The following is a 21,900-nucleotide window of genomic DNA, read 5'->3' as shown; positions in this document are numbered from 1 at the left end:
TTTTACCCACAAAATAAAAAAACCCTCAACACGTTGTGTGTCAAGGGTTTGAGCCTCTTAGTATAGAGACATATATTGATCGCGTTCCCATTGGTGAACTTGTGTTCTAAAGATATCCCACTCAATCTCTTTCGCTTCGATGAAGTGCTCAAGTAAGTGTTCTCCTAGTGCACCGCATACTACTTCATTAGATTGTAATGTAACTAATGCTTGCGCTAATGTTGCTGGTAAGTCAACGATACCTGCTTCTTCGCGCTCTTCTTTTGTCATTACATAGATGTTACGGTCTACTGCAGCTGGTGGAGTTAATTTGTTTTTAATTCCATCAAGACCTGCAGCTAATAATGTAGCCATTACTAAATATGGGTTTGCAGCTGGGTCAACACTACGTACTTCTACGCGTGTACTAATACCACGAGATGCAGGGATACGTACTAACGGGCTACGGTTTTGTGCAGACCATGCTACGTAACAAGGCGCTTCATATCCAGGTACTAGACGTTTATATGAGTTTACAGTTGGGTTTGCTATCGCTGTAAATGCTGGTGCATGTTTTAAAATACCTGCGATGAAGTGACGAGCATCATCACTTAATTGTAAGTCACCGTTTGCATCAAAGAATACGTTCTCACCATTTTTAAATAATGATAAGTTACAGTGCATACCTGAACCGTTCACACCGTATAGTGGTTTTGGCATAAACGTTGCGTGTAAACCATGTTTACGAGCAATTGTTTTTACAACAAGTTTGAATGTTTGAATGTCATCACATGAGCGAATTGCATTTGCATATTTAAAGTCAATTTCGTGCTGTCCTGGAGCAACCTCATGGTGAGATGCTTCAATTTCAAATCCCATTTCTTCAAGTTCAAGAACGATATCACGACGACAGTTTTCCCCTAGATCCATCGGCGCAAGGTCGAAGTATCCACCGTTATCGTTTAGTTCTAATGTTGGATTTCCTTTTTCATCAACCTTAAATAGGAAGAATTCTGGCTCTGGTCCAAGATTGAAGTCTGAAAATCCTAAAGCTTCCATTTCTTTTAACACACGTTTTAAGTTGTTACGTGGGTCTCCATCAAATGGAGTGCCATCTGCATTGTAAATATCACAGATTAGTCGAGCTACTTTACCTTTTTCAGCTGTCCAAGGGAAAATTACCCAAGTGTCTAAATCAGGATATAAATACATATCAGACTCTTCAATACGTACGAAACCTTCAATCGAAGATCCATCAAACATCATTTTGTTATCAAGAGCTTTCGTTAATTGTCTCACTGGAATCTCTACGTTTTTAATTACCCCTAAAAGGTCCGTAAATTGTAAACGGATATACTTTACATTCTCTTCTTTCGCCAAACGGAAAATATCTTCTTTTGTGTATCTAGACATTATAAATTCCTCCTTAGTCCCTCTAATCGCCTTCAGAATCAGTTATCTTTAGTGAAAAAATCTTGAAATGTCACCTTGTCGCAATGAAGTTCGATTGAATCTACCTGTATGTTGTAGTTCATCTCGAAGTATTTTGCGAAGCTCAGTTTTTGAAATTTCTTTCGTTTCTTCTTTTACTTTCACTGCTTCTGTTTGATTTTCTTTCATTAGTAACACTTGTTTAATACCAGCCATATTCAGGCCTTGATCTAACAAATCTTTAATTTCTAACAACTTATCTACATCGTTAAATGAAAACAATCTACGATTCCCCTTTGTACGGGTTGGAGAAACAAGATTATGCTCTTCATAGTAGCGAATTTGACGTGCAGACAATTGTGTTAAATCCATAACAATACCAATTGGAAACAGCGGGGCAGAACGTCTATCTTCTTTCATTTTTCAGTTCCTCCTTCGCCTTAACTACTTCTCATTTTATAACATGTTATGTTTAGTGTCAATAGATGTTAGCTTTTCTTACATGATTTTTTTATAAATTTTTTCATTCTTTTTTCTAATCGCATAAATCGTTACTTTTATACGAAAAAAGCTGCCGATATCGACAGCTCCCCTTTAAGAAATTGTTAATAAATTCTTTTCAATCAATTCATCAATTGCAGAACAAATCGCAATTTTAACATGCGAATACGTTAATCCACCTTGCACATATGCAACATACGGTGGTCTAATCGGACCATCAGCAGACAATTCAATACTTGCACCTTGAATAAATGTTCCCGCCGCCATAATTACATCATCTTCATAACCTGGCATATAGTTTGCATACGGAGTAAAATGCGAATTAATTGGAGATGCATATTGAATCGCTTGGCAGAAGGCAATCATACGGTCTTTATCATCAAATTGAACAGATTGAATTAAGTCTGTTCTTGGCGCATTCCACGCTGGTGACGTGTTCATTCCTAACTTTTCTAAAAACGCAGCTGTAAAAATTGCACCTTTCAGCGCTTGTCCTGCAACATGTGGCGCTAAGAAGAACCCTTGATACATTTCTTGCAGACTGTATAAAGACGCTCCAGCTTCCGCACCAATTCCCGGAGACGTTAAACGATATGCACACGCTTCAACATACTGTTCTTTCCCGACAATATAACCACCAGTTTTAACAATTCCGCCGCCCGGGTTTTTAATAAGCGAACCCGCCATTAAATCTGCACCAACATGACATGGCTCTTGCTCTTCAATAAACTCACCATAACAGTTATCTACAAACACAACAACATCAGGTTTAATTTCTTTAACAAACGCGATCATCTCTTTAATTTGAGAAATAGTAAACGATGGACGAGTAGCATAACCTTTCGAGCGCTGAATACCGATCATTTTCGTATTATTATGAATCGCTGCTGCAACAGCCTCAAAATCAACAAGCCCAGCTTCAGTTAGCGGAACTGCATTGTAACCGATATTATATTCTTTAAATGAACCTACACCTTTCCCACGTACACCAACAATTTCCTCTAACGTATCATACGGTTTCCCAGTGATATACAATAACTCATCTCCCGGGCGTAAAATACCAAATAACGCTGTAGAGATAGCGTGAGTACCTGAAATAATTTGCGGACGAACAAGTCCAGCTTCCGCCCCAAATACATCAGCATACACTTTTTCTAACGTATCACGGCCAATATCATCATAACCATAACCTGTTGTCGGGATAAAATGCGAGTCACTAATTTTATGTTTACGAAAACTTTCTAATACACGAAACTGATTGCTTTCAATTACTTCATCCGCACGTTTATGTACTTCTGTAATCTGACTCTCTACTTCTTTTACGATTGGAGCAATTTTTTCTCCATTTTTCAAACGATCAAACATTTTTATTTTCTCCTTCTTCCACTAAAAATCTCTTTAATTGCACATTAAGCGATGAATGAGTAAAAATATACCCTGCACAATCATATACAAATTTATCTTCTAGAAACTCCATCTTTGCTAATAGAGTTTCCGTCTTTAAAAGCGTTAACAACTTACCTTCACTCGGAGGGATTTCCACTCGATAACGATCCATTTCTTTCTTCATCTTCGTTTCTATCGCTTCTTTTATACGCAATAAATCACTTTCTTCAAAAGCACTAGTCATTAAGAAATCACTTTTCGGAAACGGAATAAAGTTTTGATGTAATTCATCTTTTTTATTATATAACGTAATAACAGGAATATGGTTAATTTCAAGTTCTGATAATAATCTTTTTACTGTTTTTTCATGCCCTATGTAGTTAGGATCCGCGGAATCAACTACATGTAAAATGACATCCGCTTCCCCCGCTTCTTCCAGTGTTGAACGAAAAGCAGCGATTAATGAAGTAGGTAAATCTTGTATAAAACCAACAGTATCAGTTAGTAATACTGTATAACCAGAAGGTAACGGCATCTTCCTTGTCGTTGGGTCTAATGTTGCAAACAGAAGGTTTTCTTCAAACGTATCAGCTTCCGTTAATCTATTAAACAGTGTCGATTTCCCTGCATTTGTATACCCTATTAATGACACTTGAAATACTTTATTATCTTTTCTTCTCTCACGATATCTTTTTCGATGTTCCACAACAACTGCAAGTTGTTTCTTTATTTCATCAATACGCGATCGAATATGACGACGATCCGTCTCTAATTTCGTCTCACCCGGTCCTCTTGTTCCAATACCACCACCAAGACGCGATAAGGACAATCCTTGCCCCATAAGACGCGGCATTGTATATTGCAACTGAGCTAATTCTACTTGAAGCTTACCTTCCCTCGACTTCGCACGTTGCGCAAAAATATCCAGTATTAGTTGCGTTCGATCAATTACTCTCGCATCTAATACTGAGGATAAATTCCGAATTTGACTCGGCGTTAATTCATTATTAAATACAATAACATCCGGCTCTAACTCTTCAGTTAACATTGTAAGCTCTTCTAATTTCCCTTTACCTATGTAAGTTGCCGGATGAAACTTTGGTCGTTTTTGCGTTGTTGACACTAACAATTCTGCTCGTGCAGTCTTCGCTAGTGATGCAAGCTCTTTCATGGAATGCATAAATTTTTCATCATCATCTTGTGGCAATTGACAGCCTACTAATATGACTTTTTCTTTTTCTTCCATCAAATATGTTCACTCATCCTTTTCGAAATTTAAACCTTCTAATATAATAGCAGAGGAAGCACATTTCATCTAGTTAGCGGGGGAGAAAATTCATGGCATGGGAGATTTTTAGCATCATAGGCACAATCGCTTTCGCACTAAGCGGAGCCATTGTTGCAATGGAAGAGGATTATGATATTTTCGGGGTGTATATTTTAGGAATGGCAACCGCATTTGGGGGAGGTGCCCTTCGTAATTTATTAATCGGTTATCCGATTGTCGCGTTTTGGCAACAAGACATGTTATTCCAAATCGCACTTTTATCAATGACTATTATTTTTCTTTTTCCAAATAAGTTAATTAGACATTGGAAAAAGTGGGAAAATATCACTGACGCTATCGGCTTATCAGCATTTGCTGTACAAGGAGCATTATATGCCCAAAAATTAAATTTACCAATTAGCGCCACAATTGTAGCAGCTGTTTTAACTGGTATCGGCGGCGGTATCATTCGCGATCTTTTAGCCCGCAGGAAACCTCTCGTTCTTCGAGCTGAAGTATATGCCTTTTGGACAATTTTAGCAGGTTTTTTAATTGGCGCTCAAATTATTGTTAGCGATTGGGCTCTTTACATTTTATTCATTTTAATTGTTTGCTTCCGCATGGTTTCTATTCATTACAAATGGCATTTACCACACAGACGTATCGAAACGAAAGAACGTTCAATCCATAAATAGCAATCTAACCTCTTTACATATCGTAAAGAGGTTTTTCTTTTCTAACGATTTTTTCTTTATATAATGTTTATACTAATTTTTAAAGTGAGGTGAATACAAATGACAAACCACGTTAATAAAGGAGCTCAAAAAAGCTCAGTAAATCAATTTGGACACGATCCTAATTCAGCACACGAAAAGAGCGCTAAAATGGAACACTTCCATAAAGTACACCAAGAAAAAGAAAAAAAAGAGTAAACGAACTTATACACAAAAATCGACGCACAGTTTATGTACTGTGCGTCTCCTCTTCGAGCATCAAATCCATACTCGATATTCCAATTAAATCATTTTTATCATAGGCATCTTCTTGCAACAACCGCATCGCCTGTGTACGAATTGATTTTTCAACAATATTCCGTACATACCGCCCATTACTAAACGATGTAATTTGCGACGAATACTTTACAGCATGTAAATGATCCCTAAATTTCCATTCAGCCTCTTTCGATAACTGATATTCACGCTCTTCATACATTCTTTTCCCAATTTCCAACAACTGATTTACCGAGTAATCCGCAAATTCAATAATAAATGGAAAACGAGATTGCAGCCCTGGATTTAATGAAAGAAAGTGATTCATCTCTCTTGAATATCCAGCTAAAATCAATACAAAACCATGTTGTTTATCTTCCATATGTTTTACAAGCGTATCAATTGCTTCTTTTCCAAAGTCCTTCTCTCCTCCTCGAGCTAAAGAATACGCCTCATCAATAAACAAAATACCTCCCATTGCTTTTTTTATTAAGTCTCTTGTTTTTTGAGCTGTATGGCCGATGTACTCTCCTACAAGATCAGCACGTTCAGCTTCAACCAAGTGCCCTTTTGATAGAATATTCATCTCAAACAGCAATTTTCCTATCATTCTAGCAACAGTTGTCTTCCCTGTACCCGGATTCCCTTTAAACAGCATATGAAGTACTTGCTTCTCAGACTTCAATCCCTTCTCTTGTCTTTTTTTATTCACATAAATCCAAGCATATATTTCTTTTATTATCTTTTTTATATCATCCATCCCAACAAGCTTCCCCATCTCTTCTTCAATTCTCTGCAGCATTTCATGTTTAATTGCAGTTTCATTTGAAATTACCGTTTTATTTTCTGCGGCTGGCAAAGAAATTTTCTTTCGATGGTTTAACACAATATTAATTTGATTGTTGTTTTTCTTTCGCATCGATTGTTCCATACAATCACCTCATTTTATCCACTCACCAAATATTATTATTCCTGTCCCCCTTGTAAATGCCTATTTTCAGAAAAGTTTGCTATAATATAAGAAATAATTAAGGTGGTGGGACTATGGAGACAACGGAATTCCATGATACAATACAAGCCTTTTCTATTTTTTTATTGAATAAAGGCCGAAAACCCTCAACTATTAAACGTTATGTTTATGACGTTGAAGACTTCGGACATTGGTTAGAAAAAAACAAAAAGCTCCCTTCCAGTAATATATGGGCTACACTTTGTACAAAAGACTACGAAGATTACTTTTCCGATTTAAAAACGAATCGACATTACTCAGAAAAAACGATGCATCGTGTATTTATTGTACTAAATAGAATGCATCATTTTCTAAACATTCCTAATCCATTAAAAAATATGGAAATATCTATTCAACCAGACCGTACACTTCGTAACGAAGATTTCATTTCACCTGATGAAGAAAAAAGGTTAAAGTATATAGTCACTTCATTAGAAGGACTTTCAGAAAAACAACTTCCTGTGCGCCCCTTATTAATGGATCGCAATATCGCTATTTTAAATCTATTGATTGACTACGGTTTATCCTTACAGGAACTTACAGCATTAACAATGCATCACGTTCACTTTGAAACTAACACATTGTCAATCCCAGCAACCGCAGGTGTAGAAAGAACAATTACATTAGCAAAAGAAGACAAAAAACAACTATATAATTATTACAAAAGCATCCCAGAACCAGTTCGCCCCAAATACCATAGTGATGATCCATTATTTGTCGCATTCGATTTTAACCGTGGAACATACAGGTGGGTATATGAAAATGATGCACCAAAGGCATTAACGGAAATTGCTATACAAAAAATGATTCGCCTCGAAGTGGCTAGAGCCAATTTACGTAAAGGAATTTCAGGACAACATTTTCGTAACACCTATATTTTAAACTTAATAAAAAAAGAAACTCCTGAATCAGAAATTATAAAACTCGCTGGATTCAAATCAAAAATTTCATTAAAGCGATATTATCAATACGCAGAAAATAGAAAAAACGCCTTATTGTAAGGCGTTTTTTCTATTTTTTTCTTTAAACAAACGATTTTACTATGACCATTTAACTAATTTCTGCATCTACTATGATGAGTTTCGTTCACATTTTCGTGAGAAAGGAGAGATTTAATGTCTCGTTATAACGACAATCAAAACAAATTCTCCAAACCATGCTTTCCAAGTAGCGCTGGACGAATCCCAAATACTCCATCAATCCCAATTACTAAAGCTCAACTTAGAACATTTCGTGCGATTATTATTGATTTAACAAAAATAATCCCAAAACTTTTCGCAAATCCATCTCCCCAAAATATTGAAGATCTAATCGATACATTGAACCTACTAAGTAAATTTATTTGTTCACTAGACGCTACTTCCTCCCTGAAAGCACAAGGGTTAGCTATTATTAAAAACTTAATAACTATATTAAGAAATCCAACCTTTGTAGCAAGCGCTGTATTTATTGAGCTTCAAAATCTCATTAACTATTTACTATACATTACAAAATTATTCCGAATAGACCCTTGCACACTTCAAGAGCTCCTTAAATTAATAGCAGCATTACAAACTGCTCTAGTTAATTCTGCTTCGTTCATCCAAGGACCTACCGGACCTACTGGACCAGCAGGCGCCACTGGTGCCACTGGACCTCGAGGTAACACGGGTGCTACCGGTGCTACTGGACCTCAGGGACCTCAAGGTAACACAGGCGCTACCGGCAATACGGGCGCTCAAGGACCTACTGGTGCTACTGGCGCTACTGGACCTCAGGGACCTCAAGGTAACACAGGCGCTACCGGCAATACGGGCGCTCAAGGACCTGCAGGGGCTACCGGCGCTACTGGACCTCAGGGACCTCAAGGTAACACAGGCGCTACCGGCAATACAGGCGCTCAAGGACCTGCGGGGGCTACCGGCGCTACTGGTGCTACTGGACCTCAAGGTATTCAAGGTAACACGGGTGCCACTGGCGCTACTGGTATAGGAGTTACCGGACCTACCGGACCTTCTGGCGGGCCTCCCGGACCTACTGGACCTCAGGGTGCTCAAGGTAACACAGGTGCTACTGGTGCCACTGGACCTCAAGGTGCTCAAGGTAACACAGGTGCTACTGGTGCCACTGGACCTCAAGGTGTTCAAGGTAACACGGGTGCTACCGGTGCCACTGGACCTCAAGGTGTTCAAGGTAACACGGGTGCTACCGGTGCCACTGGACCTCAAGGTGCTCAAGGACCTGCTGGTGCTACTGGCGCTACTGGACCTCAAGGTGTTCAAGGTAACACGGGTGCTACTGGCGCTACTGGACCTCAAGGGCCTCAAGGTAACACAGGCGCTACCGGCAATACAGGCGCTCAAGGACCTGCTGGTGCTACTGGCGCTACTGGACCTCAAGGCGTTCAAGGTAACACGGGTGCTACTGGTGCCACTGGACCTCAAGGTGTTCAAGGTAACACGGGCGCTACCGGCGCTACTGGACCTCAGGGACCTCAAGGTAACACGGGCGCTACCGGACCTCAAGGCATTCAAGGACCAACGGGTGCTACCGGCGCTACTGGCATAGGAGTTACTGGACCTACTGGACCTTCTGGTGGACCTACCGGACCTACTGGGCCAACTGGACCTAGCTTCCCTATAGCAACAATTGTTGTAACAAACAATATTCAGCAAACAGTACTGCAATTTAATAACTTTATTTTTAGTACTGCAATTAACGTAAACAATATTATCTTCAACGGCACAGATACAGTTACTGTTATTAACGGTGGTATTTATGTAATTAGCGTATCCATTTCTACAACTGCGCCAGGATGCGCTCCTCTTGGAGTAGGCATTTCAATTAATGGGGCAGTCGCAACTGATAATTTCTCTTCAAATTTAATAGGCGACTCACTTTCATTTACTACAATCGAAACATTAGCAGCTGGTGCAAGAATCTCTGTCCAATCTACTCTTAATGAGATTACGATCCCTGCAACAGGAAATATTAACATCCGCCTTACTGTATTTAGAATCGCTTAAATTTCACTATATATTGTTTATGACAAATAAAAAAAGAGCGAGAAACTGAACTGCACCCCAATTGTTAGACACAATCTAACAATTGGAGGTGCAGTTTTTCTATGGCTAAATTTACAGCTGGTGAAAAAATACAAATCGTTCTACGTTATTTGAACGGAAATGAAAGTTATCGAGAAGTGGGTAGATCGCTCGGTATAAGTGACACAATCATTTTGAATTGGGTAAACCAATATAAACAGAATGGTCTGGAAGCTTTTCTAAAACGATGTACAAATTACACACAACAATTTAAACTAGACGTACTAAACTTTATGATTGAAAACGGTATGTCCTTATTTGAGACGGCAGCTATCTTTAATATTCCTGCCCCTTCAACGATTTCTGTTTGGAAAAAACAGCTCGAAACACAAGGAATTGATGCCCTTCAATCTAAGAAAAAGGGGCGTCCATCCATGAAAAAAGATTCAAATAAACAAGTAAAACAACCTTTAGCTGAAGGGTCAGTCGAAGCACTTGAAGCACGCATTAAACAGCTTGAGATGGAAAATGAGTACTTAAAAAAGTTAAATGCCTTAGTTCAAAACAAGGAAAAATCACAAAACAAGACAAAGCGCAAGTAGTCTATGAATTAAGGCATAAATATTCGGTGAAGGCACTCGTGAAGCTAGCTACTATTCCTCGAAGCACGTATTATGATTTAGTAAAGAAAATAAATCGTCCAGATGTAGATGCTGATTTGAAAGCTGAGATTAAAGCGATTTATGAGGAAAATGAAGGTCGTTATGGTTACCGTCGCATTCGTGATGAATTAACGAATCGTGGCCAGAAAGTGAACCACAAGAAGGTTCAGCGCATTATGAAAGAGCTTGGATTAAAGTGTCTTGTGCGTATGAAGAAATATAAATCCTATAAAGGAAAAGTCGGTAGAATTGCACCTAATATTTTAGAGCGTAATTTTCATACAGATGCACCGAATCAAAAGTGGGTAACGGACATCACAGAGTTTAAATTGTTTGGAGAAAAACTGTATGTATCACCTGTATTAGATTTGTATAATGGTGAAATTATTACCTATACAATTGGTTCTAGACCGACGTATTCGCTTGTTTCAGACATGTTAGAGAAAGCATTGGAACCTTTACCTGAAACCCACCAGCTACTGATGCATTCGGATCAAGGATGGCATTATCAAATGAGACAGTACGTCCGGACACTTGAATCAAGAGCTATCGTCCAGAGTATGTCTCGAAAAGGCAACTGTTACGACAACGCAGTAATAGAAAATTTCTTTGGGATTATGAAGTCGGAGTTCCTCTACATAAAAGAATTTGAAAATGTAGAGCACTTTAAAATAGAATTAGAAAAATATATAGATTATTATAATACGAAACGGATTAAGGCAAAATTAAAAATGAGCCCGGTACAATACCGGACTCACTTTTATCAAGCTGCCTAATGAAATAACCGTGTCTAACTTTTAGGGGTCACTTCAGAAACTCGCTCTTTTTTGTTATGTACAATAATTCATTACTATTCTAATTCAATTGAAACATTTTTTTGTGGTACAAATGTAGAAATTGCATGTTTATAAATAAGCTGTTGCTTACCTTCTGTTTCCAGCAGGACTGTAAAATTATCAAATCCTTTAATTAGTCCACGAAGCTGGAAACCATTTAATAAGTACAGCGTAACAAACGTATTTTCTTTACGGAGTTGATTTAAAAACTGATCTTGAATATTGATTGATTGCTTCATGTCGAATCCTCCTCTTTTTCTCTACTTACTATTATTCGACTTTACTTGTAACTTTCCTTCTATGTATCGTAAAATTTCTGACGTTTTTTCACCGTCTGTAACATCAAACCACGTGACATCCATTTTATTACGGAACCACGTTAATTGACGCTTTGCATAACGACGCGAATTCGTCTTTAATTGTGATACCGCATCTTCTAAAGAGGCTCGATTCTCAAAATAATCATAGATTTCTTTATATCCAATCGCTTGAATAGATTGACAATCTCGTATCCCTCTATTATACAGCCCTTCTACTTCCTCTAATAGGCCTTGTTCCATCATTAAATCCACTCGTAAGTTAATGCGATCGTATAGCATTTCTCGATCCATTGTCAAGCCAATTAATGAAACATCATAGAGTAACTCTTTTTCTTGTTTCTCAATTTGTTCACTCATTTTTTCACCCGTCGTGTGGAAAATTTCTAACGCCCGAATGACACGTCGTACATTATTTGCATGAATACGCTCCGCACTTTCTGGATCTACTTCTTGCAATTTTTTATGTACATATTCCACACCGCGTTCTAAAGCTAACTTTTCCATTTGCTCTCGGTATATCACATCACCAGCATCATCTGTAAACTGATAATCGAATAAAACAGATTGTATATAAAGACCGGTCCCACCAACTATAATTGGTAATTTACCACGTTCTGTAATTTCTCGAATATGCTTGCGAACACGTTCTTGAAATTCCGCGACAGAAAATGAATCTTCCGGATTTTTTATATCGATCATATAATGTGGAATTCCGTCCATCTCTGCTTTTGTTACCTTTGCGGTTCCAATATCCATCGTTCGATAGATCTGCATGGAATCACCACTAATAATTTCACCGTTCAACGCTTTGGCAAGATCGATACTTAACTTCGTCTTTCCAACAGCAGTTGGTCCAATGATGACAGCAACTTTTTCACGTTGCACTTCTCCCATATCATTCAACTCTCTTTATGTAATATACTCCATCTATTGATTATACCCAATCTTACCAATTTTAACGGCATGATTGCAAGTTCTTTCATTTCGGTACATGAAATTATACAGAAAAAAGAACATAGTTTGTCCAATTCTGCATATACATGATAAAAATAGTTTCGAGAGGATGAGTTAACTATGAAACAATCCACCATCAATTTTTCATCTTTGACAAAAGACCTCATTTTAGCCACTTCTACAAAAGAACAAAATTGTTCACAAGAGGAATTATACTTCGCCCTAAATTGTTTACTACGGGCTTTTCATTCTACTCTCCATGAAACAACATTACATCCAGAAAATAAAAATACAGAATATATACAAACGCAATTTTGCAGTGCATATAAAATTATTACAGGTAAAACTATTTATCCATTTCAATAATCCATAAAAAGCGGCTGCTTACATAGTTTCAAGCAACCGCTTTTTATATTAATATCGATAACCTATTGTATAACTTTCACTTTTACAGATTTGCGCCCCCAGCTATTAGCACTACCATCTGAACCGACTAATACATCAATACGATTTCCTTTAATCGCACCACCGGTGTCTCCAGCAATCGCTTCTCCATATCCTTCTACCCATACTTTTGATCCAAGCGGAATTACTTTCGGATCAACAGCAATTACTTTCATATTTGGATTTGCTGTTAAATCATGCCCCATTGCAGTTAATACACGACCACCATACGAACCATTCTCACTCGGATCTGCTGTATATGCCGTCGCTTCTACTGTAATTTCACGACCACCAGTAGGCGCACTTGTTTCAGTAGATTTTGCAACTGGTTTTGCAGCCGGTTTTTCTTTTACCACAGGTTTACTTGATTCTACATTCTTAATAGAATCGTTACTCTTAACAGACTCTTTATTCTTAACTACTGTATTATTTTTAACTGGCGTATTTGTTCTAGCTGGCGCTTCTTCTTGAGCTACAACCTCTTTCTTTTCGATTACAGGTGCTGTTCCTGTTAAAAATGGCACGTGAACATATCCAACTTTTCCATTGTAGTCGAATTGTAACCATTCATTTTGAACTTGATTCGTCGTTTCAATCACATCATTTTTATTAAGTTTACCTAAAATTTCAGAATCAGTATTCGCTCCAGCACGAACATTTAATACGCCCGCCGTTACATAATATGTGCTCTTTGTAAAATCGGCACTTACAAACGCTTCCTTACCGTTCAACTTAATTTTTGTCCATCCATTTTCTGTATTTATAACATCTAGTGTATTCCCACTGAACACTTTACCTACAAGCTTTGACTCTACATTTGGGTTTTCTCTAACATTTAATACGTCTGTTGTTACAATTGTTTCCGCTTTAGCAGAACCCGCAAAAATCCCAAGACCAAAAACTGCTGCTGTTGCTATACCTAATAATTTTTTCATGAATAGCCTCCATTTGCTTTGTTTTCGTATTTTCATTATAGCAACAGATTTTTAGAATTTTTAGAAATCACACAATTACAAAGCATTCGTAATATACGATTAACGAGTTGTAACATAAATTTCCATATTAATAAAATGTATTTCTCATACAATCTCCAGTGGTTTTCATATATTTTTCATATACGAGCACAAGAACTTTTTTCCAGAAAAAATTACAGTGTTACTTTTTTGTTACAAAAAATTCACAATTCGTTACATCTTTTACCAAAAAACATCAATATTCAATTGTTAACCTATTTTTTTGTAATAAAAAGAGAGCAGCTACTAAAAACTGCTCTCTTTTTATTTGTTATTGAACTTTCTTTTTCCAAACACCTAGCATAACAGCCGAGACAATTGTTCCAATTAATATAGAGAAAATATATAGTAACGGTTTATTTACTAACGCTATTACAAATAATCCACCATGCGGTGCCGGTAATGTAATTTGGAATAACATAGATAACGCACCTGCAATACTTGAACCAACAACACAACTTACGATTACTCGAACCGGATCTGCAGCTGCAAACGGAATCGCACCTTCTGTAATGAACGACGCTCCCATAATATAATTTGTTAAACCAGATTTACGTTCCGCTTCTGTAAACTTTGATTTAAAGAATGTAGTTGCGAATGCAATCGCAAGTGGTGGTACCATCCCACCAGCCATAACTGCTGAGTGCACTCCAAAATTCTGCGCTTCTATTGCAGCAATACCAAACGTAAATGCCGCTTTATTAATTGGCCCCCCCATATCAATTGCCATCATACCACCTAAAATAAGACCTAGTAATATAGCATTCGTACCGTTTAAACCATTTAACCACCCTGTCAACATTTCATTTAATGCTACTACAGGCGGAATTACTACTTTTTGCATTACAACTCCTGTAATCAATAATCCAAAGACTGGATATAACAATACAGGTTTAATTCCTTCTAATTGTACTGGTAGTCCTGAAAATAATCTTTTCAACCCTAAAACAACATATCCAGCTAAGAAACCAGCAATTAACCCACCTAAAAATCCAGCATTCGCATTCGCTGCTAAAAATCCACCTACAACACCAGGCATAAAACCAGGACGATCAGCAATAGAACTTGCAATAAATCCAGCTAAAATTGGTACAAGGAATAAAAACGCACCTGTTTTTCCTCCACCAATTGACATGAACAATTCAGCTAAAGGACCTTCCGCCTTTATACCACCAAACGAAAACGCTAACGCTATTAAAATCCCGCCACCAACAACGAATGGAAGCATATTACTTACACCGCTCATTAAATGCTTATAAATTCCTAATCCTTTTTCTCCCTCAATACTTTCTGATTTCCCGTCCTCTTTTACACCTTTAAAGATTGGTGCATCTTGTTTGACAGCTCGCTTAAGCAGATTTTCCGTTTTTCGAATCCCATCAGCAACTGGCACTTGAATGACATGTTTACCAGCAAAACGATTCATTTCTACTTGTTTATCCGCCGCAACAATAATAGCTGTTGCACGTTCAATATCCTCTTTCGTTAAACCGTTTTTAATACCTGTTGATCCGTTTGTTTCAACTTTAATCGCTATTCCTAACTCTGTCGCTTTTGCTTTTAAGCTATCCGCTGCCATATATGTGTGAGCGATTCCAGTTGGACAAGCTGTAACAGCAAGTACGTACGGTTCATTTCCTTCTGGTTTTGCGACTTCAATCTCTTCTTCTTTTTCATTCTCTTTTTCATCAAATAGTTGAAGAAGCTCACTTTCATCCTTTGCTTCTAATAGTTGCTTGCGAAATCCTTCATCCATTAATAATGTCGATAAACGAGACAACGTTTCTAAATGAGTATTATTCGCTCCTTCACTTGCAGCAATCATAAAGAATAAGTGTGCTGGCTGTCCGTCAAGCGACTCATAATTGATACCGCTTACACTTCTACCAAAACAAATCGATGGTTGTTTAACAGCCTTTGTCTTCGCATGAGGTATTGCAATACCTTCCCCTATTCCAGTCGTACTTTGGGCCTCCCGCTTTAAAATAGCTTCTTTAAATTCCGTTTTACTATTTAAACGATTTGCCCCGTTTAATTTCTCAACTAATTCATCTATGACAGCTTCTTTATTTGAAGCTGTCAAATCCATAATGACTGTATCCCTTTTTAATAGTTCTGTAATTTTCATATGTTGCTTCCCCCTATCGCTTAGCTACAATTACTTGCGACAATAATTCTTCTACTTTTTCCTTCTTACATAAATCAGCTGAAAATGCTGTTGCACTCCCTGTTGCAACGCCGTATTGAAATGCCTTTTCAATATCTTTTGTCTGTTCATATTTGCCTACAAACCCTGCAACAAGAGAATCCCCGGCCCCAACTGAATTAATTACAACACCTTTTGGAACAGTCGCTTCATATATACCTTCTGCCGTAAATAATAAAGCTCCCTCTCCAGCCATCGATACGATAACGTGTTTTACACCTTGTTCAATTAATTTTCTTCCATAAGGTAAAACGTCCTCTACTGTTGAAAGCTCCACTCCAAACAACTCACCAAGTTCATGGTGGTTTGGCTTAATTAAAAATGGCTTATTTTTAATTACATGTTGCAGTGCACTTCCACTTGCATCTACTACTACACGAATACCTTTTTCAGCTCCAAACGCAGCAATTGATTCGTAAAAGGTACTTGGAATAGAAACTGGTACACTCCCAGCAAGTACAACACAATCTCCAGGTTGCATACTCTCAATTTTTTTCATTAACTGTTCGAACTGCTCTTTTGTTACAATAGGACCTTGGCCATTTAATTCTGTTTCTTCTTCCCCTTTTATTTTCACATTAATGCGAGTATCTTCATCTACTTGGACGAAGTTTGTTGTTACACCTTCCGTCTGTAATACCTCTTTAATAAATTGACCAGTAAATCCACCAGTAAATCCAAGTGCTATATTTTTAACACCTAAACGCTGAAGAACACGAGAAACATTAATTCCTTTTCCTCCAGGAAACTTCATATCTTTTTCCGCTCGATTTATTGTTCCTAAATCAAAGGAAGAAACTTGCACTACATAATCAATAGATGGGTTTAAAGTAACTGTATAGATCATTGTTTATCAGCCTCAATTACATTGGTTTGTTGTTTATATTTTTCTAAATCAATTTCTAAATGGTTTGTAATAATATTTGCATCTTCAACATTTGCAATTTTCGCAAACGCAACTTCTGAAAACTTACTTTCATCAATTAAGAAATATCCTTCGTTTGCTAATGTTAATGCCATTTGTTTTAAGAGCGCTTCTTCTGGATCTGGCGTTGTAAAGCCAAGCTGTTCATGTACACCATTTGCACCTAAAAAACATTTATCAAAACGATACTTCTGCATACTTTCCTGTGCCATAGCACCGATTAAAGCTTTCGTCCTACTCTTCATCATTCCGCCTAGTAAATACGCACGAATATTATTTTCAACTAAAGCTTCAATATGCATAAGTCCATTCGTAACGACAGTAACATCTTTATTTATTAAAAATGGAATCATTTCAAATGTTGTACTTCCTGCATCTAAATAAATACAATCAGCTTGTTCAATAACGCTAGCCGCATACTTAGCAATTTGTTGTTTTATTTGAATGTTTTTGGATGATTTTTCGACCATCGTTGGTTCTTGCCCTTTTCCTGTTAAAACAGCGGCACCACCATGAACTCTTTTTAATAACCTTTGCTTTTCCAATTGTGCTAAATCACGGCGAATTGTCGACTCAGAGCTTTCTGTTCTTTCAACTAATTGCTGTAATTTTACAACTTTCTGTTCTTTTACAAGTTGCAATATCATTTGATGACGTTCAGGAGTTAACATTTTATTCACCTCTTCTTTGATTACAGTATAATGAAAACGGTCACAAAAATCAACCATAAACAATCAAAAATAATCAAAAACATCCACAAACATTTATAAACAGCAAAAAAAGAAACCTATTCGATCAAACAATCAAATAGATTTCTTTTCTAAATTCACTTATAAAGAAGCTTTATATATACTTAAAACATCATCTTTATTTAATTTTTTAAAGTTACCAAATTCACCATACGCCATCGCTTTATCCGCCATTAAATCAATTTCATTTTCTCCAATAGCGTAATCAGATAATGTTACTGGCGCCTCAATTGAAGTCCAAAATTGACGTAACGCCTGAATTCCTTCTAACGCAATTTCTCGATTAGTCTTTCCATCTGTTTCTACATTGAATACTCGAATAGCAAACTGTTTAAAACGACTTACATTTCCCTCTACAACATGCTTCATCCAGTTCGGGAATAAAATCGCAAGGCCACCCCCGTGTGGTATATCATGAACAGCAGAAACTGCATGCTCAATATTATGAGTCGCCCAATCTCCTTTTACTCCCATTGCTAAAATGCCGTTTAACGCCATAGTACCACAATATAAAATAGTTTCTCTATGCTCATAATTTTCTAAATCACTTAAAAGCTTAGGAGCTGTCTCAATTACTGTTTTTAAAACAGCTTCACAATAACGATCTTGTAGTTCTGTATTCGTTCCATGATGGAAATATTGTTCTAATACGTGCGACATAATATCTACCATACCGTAAATTGTTTGATCTTTCGGTACAGAAGTAGTATGAACTGGATCTAAAATCGAAAACTGCGGGAAAGTAACCGGGCTACCCCATCCATACTTTTCATTCGTTTCCCAGTTTGTAATTACCGAGCCTGCATTCATTTCAGATCCTGTTGCTGCAAGAGTAAGTACAGTACCAAATGGTAATGCCTCATTAGCAAATGTTTTTTTCGTTACAATATCCCATACATCTCCATCGTACTTACTACCAGCTGCAATTGCCTTCGTACAGTCGATTACACTTCCTCCACCAACTGCTAAAATAAATTCAACACCATTCTCTTTACAAATTTGAATCCCTTTCTTTACAGTTGATACACGTGGATTCGGTTCAACACCTGTTAATTCAAATACTTCTGCATTAATATCCTTTAAAATAGAAATTACATTATCATAAATACCGTTTCTTTTAATGCTGCCTCCCCCGTATACGAGAAGAACTTTTTTACCGAACTGTGGAATTTCAGTTTTTAACTGTTCTAATTGACCTTTACCGAAAATAAGTTTCGTTGGATTACGAAATACAAAATTTTGCATATTTCTTTACCATCCCTTCTATATGAAAAGCAACTATACTTTTGTATACCATATTTTTTTCATTTCACAAAAATATTTGCCTAATAAAAAAATCCCAGCCTACAGGCTGAGATTTTTTTATTGGTAATAAGGTGAGATCATTAAGTAAACAATAACACCAGATAAACTTACATATAACCAAATCGGCATCGTCCAACGTACAATTTTACGGTGACGTGTTAATTGATTTGTAAAACCAAATACAAGCGCAAACAATGCAAGTGGTACGATAATTGCTGCTAGGATAATATGTGTAATTAAAATGATGAAATACACATATTTAATGAATCCTTCTCCGCCAAAATGTGTTGCCGGTGCTAAGTAATGATACGATAAATACGACACACAAAATAGTAAAGTTGTCGTAAATGCTGCAAGGATAAAACCACGATGCATTTTCACATTCTTTTTAATAATAGAGAATAACGCTGCTAATAAAAATACGAACGTAAAGCTATTAAAAATCGCGTTTAACATTGGTAAAATCGTTACATCAAAATGTACTTCTCCTTCATAGCCAACAGGTCCAAAGAACAAAAATAAAATAATCGCATTTACAATTACAGAAAGCGTTATCACAATAGGAGCATAGCTTTTCTGATTTGTTGATTGATCCACCAAAATGGTCACTCCCTCTTCCTTCAAGTATGTATACATAACCTCACTATTTTAACATATTATTCACAGTGTAAATGTGACAATAGTTTGACACAGCAAGACCAGACAAAGAAAAAAATCCTTCTTAATAAAACTTCTTAAGAAGGATTTTATCGCTTTATTATTCAAATAGCAATGCGATTAGTTTTTGTTAAAAAATGTATCGCTATATGCTTGAAAAATTTCAGACACTTGATATCCCATTAATGAAATTGCTGTTAATGAAAAGAAACCAATCATAAGAAATCGAAACCACATATAAATCTCCTCCTTGTATTTAGCTTAAAAAACGTTAGCTACCTTACAAGTTGAATGGCACTCTTCATCATCACTTTCCTTTTTCCTTACAATTGCTGTAATAAATCGAATCATAAAGAAAACTACAAAAGGAAATTGTTCGTAATTCACATTGGCATAGTTTAGCAACGGCTCGCGCTGCACATCGAACGGAGATGAGAAGGAATAGAACATACCTTGCTCTTCCATATATACAATTACAATTTTCATGCAAAATACGATTCCTAGAAACGAAACAATATCTTGCCATTCTGTCGTATATAACAGGTTATACAGCTCTAATACGTACTCTTCCATCATCATCCCCCCTTCCTTTTTTACCATTTTGCTCGCCTTCGTATAAAAAGTCAAGAAAAAAGTTTATATCCACTATGACAATAGTAATTACCTGTTTCTATGATTATATATGATTCTTTTATAGCAATGATTGGGTGTAACTCTCTTCGAAAATAAGAAAATTAGAATCGAACAGATTCCCCATTCTTACTTTTAGGATGCAAAACTGTGATATTTTTATTTCTATTAAAAATAAAATAAGAAAGTATGATAAGAACAGTAACAAACATTGTTAAAAATGCTTGTGAACGTAAAGTATCAATTGCGAACATCGCAACTAAAACTGCTATAATAGCAGCAATTGTAACATACGTTACATACGGAAAAACCCACATTTTCACTTTCAAATTTTGTTGTTCTACTTTCCCCATTTTTTTACGCATCTTTAAATGCGAAACTGCAATAACGAGATAAACTAGTAACGCAATCCCGCCAGATGCATTCACTAAAAACAAAAAGACTTTATCTGGAGAAATGTAACTAAACACAACTCCAATATAAGCGAAGAAAGTTCCAAATAAAACCGCTCGAACGGGAACACCACTACTGTTCAATTTTAAAAATGACTTTGGAGCATCTCCTCTTTCTGCCATTGAAAAAAGCATTCTTGAATTTGTATATAAGCCTGAATTTAAGCAAGAAAGTACAGCTGTTAAAACGATAAAATTCATAATTTGTGCTGCCGCTGGTATTCCTATATGTTCAAGTACAGCTACAAATGGACTTTTTAATATGTTTGCTGAATTCCATGGCAGTAGCGTAACAACTACCGCTATAGACCCAATAAAAAATACAAGAATACGCCAAATCACACTGTTTGTTGCTGTTTTTACTGCTTTTACAGGTTCTGCAGATTCACCTGCGGCTACTGCTACAATCTCTGATCCCATAAATGAAAATATAACAACAGTAATTCCAAGCAGGACCGAACTTATACCGTTTGGCATAAATCCACCTTGTCCAATTAAATTCGAAGTGCCGGGTGCTTCTGTTCCTGGAACAAATCCTAAAATAACAGCAAGACCTAGACAAAGGAACAAAACAATACTTATTACTTTAATAAAAGAAAACCAATATTCAAACTCTCCAAATGATTTCACCGAAAAAACGTTCGTCAGCGTTAATAAAATTGTTAATATTAAACTTAATAACCAAAGCGGTATTTGTGGAATCCAATATTGGATAATACCAGCACCTGCTGTGGCTTCTATTGCAATAACAATTACCCAAAAAAACCAGTATAACCAGCCTATTGTATAACCCGCCCAAGGACCAATCGCTTCTCTTGCATACGTTGCAAATGAACCACTTGTCGGATTAACAGCTGCCATTTCTCCTAGCATTCTCATGACGAAAATGACTAGAAGTCCTGCTAATGCATATGAAACGATAGAACCTGGTCCTGCCGAATGTACAACTGCACCACTTCCAACAAACAAACCAGCCCCTATTACGCCGCCAATTGAAATCATTGTAATGTGGCGTATTTTGAGGTCTTTCTTTAGATTTTTATCCAAATCTTGTACATCCCCTTCCAAACTAAATTTTGAAACTTATGTAAGAGTACTGTGCGAAAGATTTTGTTCTATACGTTAAAATATATCAAAATATTCTGAATTTAACGATTACAAT

The 21,900-nt window shown here is 36.8% G+C and carries 21 protein-coding genes; 6 read left to right on the top strand and 15 right to left on the bottom strand.

The features are described from left to right. Nucleotides 1-57: 57 nt before the first annotated feature. The 4 genes from glnA to hflX form a co-directional block, all read right to left on the bottom strand. Complete coding sequence (gene glnA, locus MR136_RS05250; RefSeq protein ID WP_000092763.1) at nt 58-1,392, bottom strand: type I glutamate--ammonia ligase; 1,335 nt, start codon at nt 1,390-1,392, stop codon at nt 58-60. A 48-nt stretch (nt 1,393-1,440) separates the two neighbouring features. Continuing rightward, nucleotides 1,441-1,830 carry a transcriptional repressor GlnR gene (gene glnR, locus MR136_RS05245; protein ID WP_000656783.1) on the bottom strand — a complete coding sequence of 130 codons (390 nt, stop codon included), beginning with the start codon at nt 1,828-1,830 and terminating at the stop codon, nt 1,441-1,443. A gap of 174 nt (nt 1,831-2,004) precedes the next feature. Then, nucleotides 2,005-3,276 (bottom strand): methionine gamma-lyase family protein, encoded by a 1,272-nt coding sequence (locus MR136_RS05240; RefSeq protein ID WP_000460290.1) that lies wholly within the window; start codon nt 3,274-3,276, stop codon nt 2,005-2,007. Continuing rightward, nucleotides 3,269-4,543, bottom strand: a complete 1,275-nt coding sequence (hflX, locus tag MR136_RS05235) for a GTPase HflX (protein ID WP_000391395.1) — start codon at nt 4,541-4,543, stop codon at nt 3,269-3,271. The genes MR136_RS05240 and hflX overlap by 8 nt, the downstream gene beginning before the upstream one ends. A gap of 92 nt (nt 4,544-4,635) precedes the next feature. Here hflX and MR136_RS05230 point away from each other — a divergent pair, with 92 nt between their 5' ends. Next, nucleotides 4,636-5,259, top strand: a complete 624-nt coding sequence (locus MR136_RS05230) for a trimeric intracellular cation channel family protein (protein ID WP_000312266.1) — start codon at nt 4,636-4,638, stop codon at nt 5,257-5,259. A 99-nt stretch (nt 5,260-5,358) separates the two neighbouring features. Then, nucleotides 5,359-5,496, top strand: coding sequence for a hypothetical protein (locus tag MR136_RS05225; RefSeq protein ID WP_000181503.1), 138 nt, complete (start codon nt 5,359-5,361; stop codon nt 5,494-5,496). Between the two features lie 31 nt (nt 5,497-5,527). Here the strand turns inward: MR136_RS05225 and spoVK are convergent, their stop codons facing one another. After that, nucleotides 5,528-6,484 carry a stage V sporulation protein K gene (spoVK, locus tag MR136_RS05220; protein ID WP_061457619.1) on the bottom strand — a complete coding sequence of 319 codons (957 nt, stop codon included), beginning with the start codon at nt 6,482-6,484 and terminating at the stop codon, nt 5,528-5,530. A 113-nt stretch (nt 6,485-6,597) separates the two neighbouring features. Between spoVK and MR136_RS05215 the strand changes: the two genes are divergently transcribed. The 3 genes from MR136_RS05215 (at nt 6,598) to MR136_RS05205 (ending at nt 11,023) form a co-directional block, all read left to right on the top strand. Beyond that, on the top strand, nt 6,598-7,563 hold the full coding sequence (locus tag MR136_RS05215; protein WP_000450326.1) for a tyrosine-type recombinase/integrase: 966 nt from the start codon (nt 6,598-6,600) through the stop codon (nt 7,561-7,563). Nucleotides 7,564-7,677: 114 nt separating this feature from the next. Next, a complete protein-coding gene (locus tag MR136_RS05210) occupies nt 7,678-9,567 on the top strand; it encodes a Gly-Xaa-Xaa repeat protein (RefSeq protein ID WP_242259270.1) in 1,890 nt (629 codons plus the stop codon). Between the two features lie 101 nt (nt 9,568-9,668). After that, nucleotides 9,669-11,023, top strand: a protein-coding gene (locus tag MR136_RS05205) for an IS3 family transposase (RefSeq protein ID WP_242259269.1) whose coding sequence is annotated in 2 segments (ribosomal slippage) — nt 9,669-10,122 and nt 10,122-11,023 — 1,356 coding nt in all. Because the reading frame shifts where the segments join, the coding sequence is not laid out codon by codon here. A 74-nt stretch (nt 11,024-11,097) separates the two neighbouring features. On the opposite strand, the gene hfq is transcribed toward MR136_RS05205, so the two are convergent. Then, nucleotides 11,098-11,322, bottom strand: a complete 225-nt coding sequence (gene hfq, locus MR136_RS05200; protein WP_000813896.1) for an RNA chaperone Hfq — start codon at nt 11,320-11,322, stop codon at nt 11,098-11,100. 21 nt (nt 11,323-11,343) lie between these two features. Next, the gene (gene miaA, locus MR136_RS05195; RefSeq protein ID WP_000504929.1) at nt 11,344-12,297 is read right to left on the bottom strand and encodes a tRNA (adenosine(37)-N6)-dimethylallyltransferase MiaA; all 954 of its coding nucleotides are present in this window, start codon (nt 12,295-12,297) and stop codon (nt 11,344-11,346) included. Nucleotides 12,298-12,477: 180 nt separating this feature from the next. Between miaA and MR136_RS05190 the strand changes: the two genes are divergently transcribed. Next, nucleotides 12,478-12,723, top strand: a complete 246-nt coding sequence (locus MR136_RS05190; protein WP_000814429.1) for a hypothetical protein — start codon at nt 12,478-12,480, stop codon at nt 12,721-12,723. A gap of 62 nt (nt 12,724-12,785) precedes the next feature. Here MR136_RS05190 and entD read toward each other — a convergent pair whose 3' ends face one another. The 8 genes from entD to gabP all read right to left on the bottom strand — a co-directional run bounded on the left by entD (nt 12,786) and on the right by gabP (nt 21,785). After that, complete coding sequence (gene entD, locus MR136_RS05185) at nt 12,786-13,736, bottom strand: cell wall-binding protein EntD (protein WP_000734610.1); 951 nt, start codon at nt 13,734-13,736, stop codon at nt 12,786-12,788. Nucleotides 13,737-14,085: 349 nt separating this feature from the next. Continuing rightward, nucleotides 14,086-15,942 carry a PTS fructose transporter subunit IIABC gene (locus MR136_RS05180; RefSeq protein ID WP_000704605.1) on the bottom strand — a complete coding sequence of 619 codons (1,857 nt, stop codon included), beginning with the start codon at nt 15,940-15,942 and terminating at the stop codon, nt 14,086-14,088. A 13-nt stretch (nt 15,943-15,955) separates the two neighbouring features. Continuing rightward, nucleotides 15,956-16,867, bottom strand: a complete 912-nt coding sequence (gene pfkB / locus MR136_RS05175) for a 1-phosphofructokinase (RefSeq protein ID WP_000640859.1) — start codon at nt 16,865-16,867, stop codon at nt 15,956-15,958. Continuing rightward, nucleotides 16,864-17,616 (bottom strand): DeoR/GlpR family DNA-binding transcription regulator, encoded by a 753-nt coding sequence (locus MR136_RS05170; protein ID WP_242259268.1) that lies wholly within the window; start codon nt 17,614-17,616, stop codon nt 16,864-16,866. Before MR136_RS05170 ends, pfkB begins: the two co-directional genes overlap by 4 nt. A 159-nt stretch (nt 17,617-17,775) precedes the next feature. Next, nucleotides 17,776-18,939, bottom strand: coding sequence for an iron-containing alcohol dehydrogenase (locus tag MR136_RS05165; protein WP_242259267.1), 1,164 nt, complete (start codon nt 18,937-18,939; stop codon nt 17,776-17,778). Between the two features lie 117 nt (nt 18,940-19,056). Continuing rightward, on the bottom strand, nt 19,057-19,599 hold the full coding sequence (locus tag MR136_RS05160; RefSeq protein ID WP_000228315.1) for a DUF420 domain-containing protein: 543 nt from the start codon (nt 19,597-19,599) through the stop codon (nt 19,057-19,059). A 318-nt stretch (nt 19,600-19,917) separates the two neighbouring features. Continuing rightward, nucleotides 19,918-20,256, bottom strand: a complete 339-nt coding sequence (locus tag MR136_RS05155) for a hypothetical protein (protein WP_121868051.1) — start codon at nt 20,254-20,256, stop codon at nt 19,918-19,920. A gap of 134 nt (nt 20,257-20,390) precedes the next feature. Beyond that, complete coding sequence (gabP, locus tag MR136_RS05150) at nt 20,391-21,785, bottom strand: GABA permease (protein WP_017672889.1); 1,395 nt, start codon at nt 21,783-21,785, stop codon at nt 20,391-20,393. Nucleotides 21,786-21,900 lie beyond the last annotated feature (115 nt).

Source organism: Bacillus cereus group sp. BfR-BA-01311, assembly GCF_022664295.1.
Taxonomy (GTDB): Bacteria; Bacillota; Bacilli; order Bacillales; family Bacillaceae_G; genus Bacillus_A; species Bacillus_A cereus.
The sequence above is the reverse complement of the archived record's forward strand: the minus strand, read 5'-3'. Positions and strand labels throughout refer to the sequence as shown.

Coding starts and splice junctions, on each gene's coding strand:
- glnA (WP_000092763.1), bottom strand. CDS start 1,392: ATGTCTAGATACACAAAAGAAGATATTTTCCGTTTGGCGAAAGAAGAG.
- glnR (WP_000656783.1), bottom strand. CDS start 1,830: ATGAAAGAAGATAGACGTTCTGCCCCGCTGTTTCCAATTGGTATTGTT.
- MR136_RS05240 (WP_000460290.1), bottom strand. CDS start 3,276: ATGTTTGATCGTTTGAAAAATGGAGAAAAAATTGCTCCAATCGTAAAA.
- hflX (WP_000391395.1), bottom strand. CDS start 4,543: ATGGAAGAAAAAGAAAAAGTCATATTAGTAGGCTGTCAATTGCCACAA.
- MR136_RS05230 (WP_000312266.1), top strand. CDS start 4,636: ATGGCATGGGAGATTTTTAGCATCATAGGCACAATCGCTTTCGCACTA.
- MR136_RS05225 (WP_000181503.1), top strand. CDS start 5,359: ATGACAAACCACGTTAATAAAGGAGCTCAAAAAAGCTCAGTAAATCAA.
- spoVK (WP_061457619.1), bottom strand. CDS start 6,484: ATGGAACAATCGATGCGAAAGAAAAACAACAATCAAATTAATATTGTG.
- MR136_RS05215 (WP_000450326.1), top strand. CDS start 6,598: ATGGAGACAACGGAATTCCATGATACAATACAAGCCTTTTCTATTTTT.
- MR136_RS05210 (WP_242259270.1), top strand. CDS start 7,678: ATGTCTCGTTATAACGACAATCAAAACAAATTCTCCAAACCATGCTTT.
- hfq (WP_000813896.1), bottom strand. CDS start 11,322: ATGAAGCAATCAATCAATATTCAAGATCAGTTTTTAAATCAACTCCGT.
- miaA (WP_000504929.1), bottom strand. CDS start 12,297: ATGGGAGAAGTGCAACGTGAAAAAGTTGCTGTCATCATTGGACCAACT.
- MR136_RS05190 (WP_000814429.1), top strand. CDS start 12,478: ATGAAACAATCCACCATCAATTTTTCATCTTTGACAAAAGACCTCATT.
- entD (WP_000734610.1), bottom strand. CDS start 13,736: ATGAAAAAATTATTAGGTATAGCAACAGCAGCAGTTTTTGGTCTTGGG.
- MR136_RS05180 (WP_000704605.1), bottom strand. CDS start 15,942: ATGAAAATTACAGAACTATTAAAAAGGGATACAGTCATTATGGATTTG.
- pfkB (WP_000640859.1), bottom strand. CDS start 16,867: ATGATCTATACAGTTACTTTAAACCCATCTATTGATTATGTAGTGCAA.
- MR136_RS05170 (WP_242259268.1), bottom strand. CDS start 17,616: ATGTTAACTCCTGAACGTCATCAAATGATATTGCAACTTGTAAAAGAA.
- MR136_RS05165 (WP_242259267.1), bottom strand. CDS start 18,939: ATGCAAAATTTTGTATTTCGTAATCCAACGAAACTTATTTTCGGTAAA.
- MR136_RS05155 (WP_121868051.1), bottom strand. CDS start 20,256: ATGGTAAAAAAGGAAGGGGGGATGATGATGGAAGAGTACGTATTAGAG.